General features: G+C 46.2%; 1 protein-coding gene. It reads right to left on the bottom strand.

The genetic code is table 11. The annotated features are described in order from the left end of the window. The coding region (locus R7Q48_RS24800; RefSeq protein ID WP_318132767.1) for a DUF3360 family protein at positions 1-1064 on the bottom strand (1064 nt) is incomplete at both ends.

Raw genomic sequence — 1064 nt, 5'->3', positions numbered from 1 at the left:
GGCCTTCTAGCATACCAACTGCAAGCATAGCGACCAAACAGATAACAAGTACACCTACTGGGATCACAATCTTGTCTACGAATGACAGGCGAGCTGCACGCTCTTTGTCACCAATTAGACCGTTGTTATCAAGTAGCATTGTTAATGCCCATGCTAGTACAGGGTTAACGACGGCAGAACCGAAAATACAGATACCCGCTGCTTGAGAGTCTTTAGAGTCTTTCACCATTTGCATACCTGCTTCAAGTAGAGGTAGAGATACACCTACAAGAAGAGCGACACGCATTACTGGTGGCCATACTGCGATGTCCATTGGGAAGCCAAGGATCGCGATGATCATCACTAGAAGACCAAGAAGGATAGCACCGCCAGGAATTGGACGTTTTGCAATCGCTGCTGGGATCATGTAAGTACCCCAAGATGAAGTGATGTTACCACCACCTACCGCTGTACCTACCATCTGACGGATAGAACACATAGTCATTGTGTCATCAACGTCCATTAGTACTTTTTCAGTCTTTTTAGGGTAGTTAAGTTCTTGGAAAATACGATGACCTAAGAAGTCAGGAGACCACATTGCTACTGCTAGGATTGCAAAAGGCAGTGACGCGATGAAGTGTTCCATATTAGGAAGACCGAGCATCCAACCTTCTTCAGTGCTGCCCCACCAGTAAACAGGGTTTAGATTCGGTAGACCAGTTTCAGTGACGAATTTGATGTCAAAACCAGCACCTAGCACTAGAGCGATAATAAGGCCTGTGAAAGCACACACTGGAATCGCAAGCCAACGTTTGTTCACTTTTGCAAGGAAAGCGTATAGTGCGATAGTCACTGCAAGCACGATCAGACCCACGTAACCCATGCTACCAGCTTCAACAGTAGAAGATTGTAGACCTACCGCCCATTCTTGAATCGAGTTGATTTGGCTCATGGTACCCGTCAAGCCCAAGAAAATGAGCAAGCCACCAGCTGTACCCTCTGAGGTGAGGTTCACCAGTTTAGAACCGCCTTTCAAGAAGCTAAGTAGAAGACCGAATACACCAATAAGAATTGCCAATGCAAGA

It is taken from the genome of Vibrio sp. 378, assembly GCF_033339435.1.
Note: the sequence above shows the minus strand (reverse complement) of the source record. Positions and strands in the feature narration are given on the sequence as shown.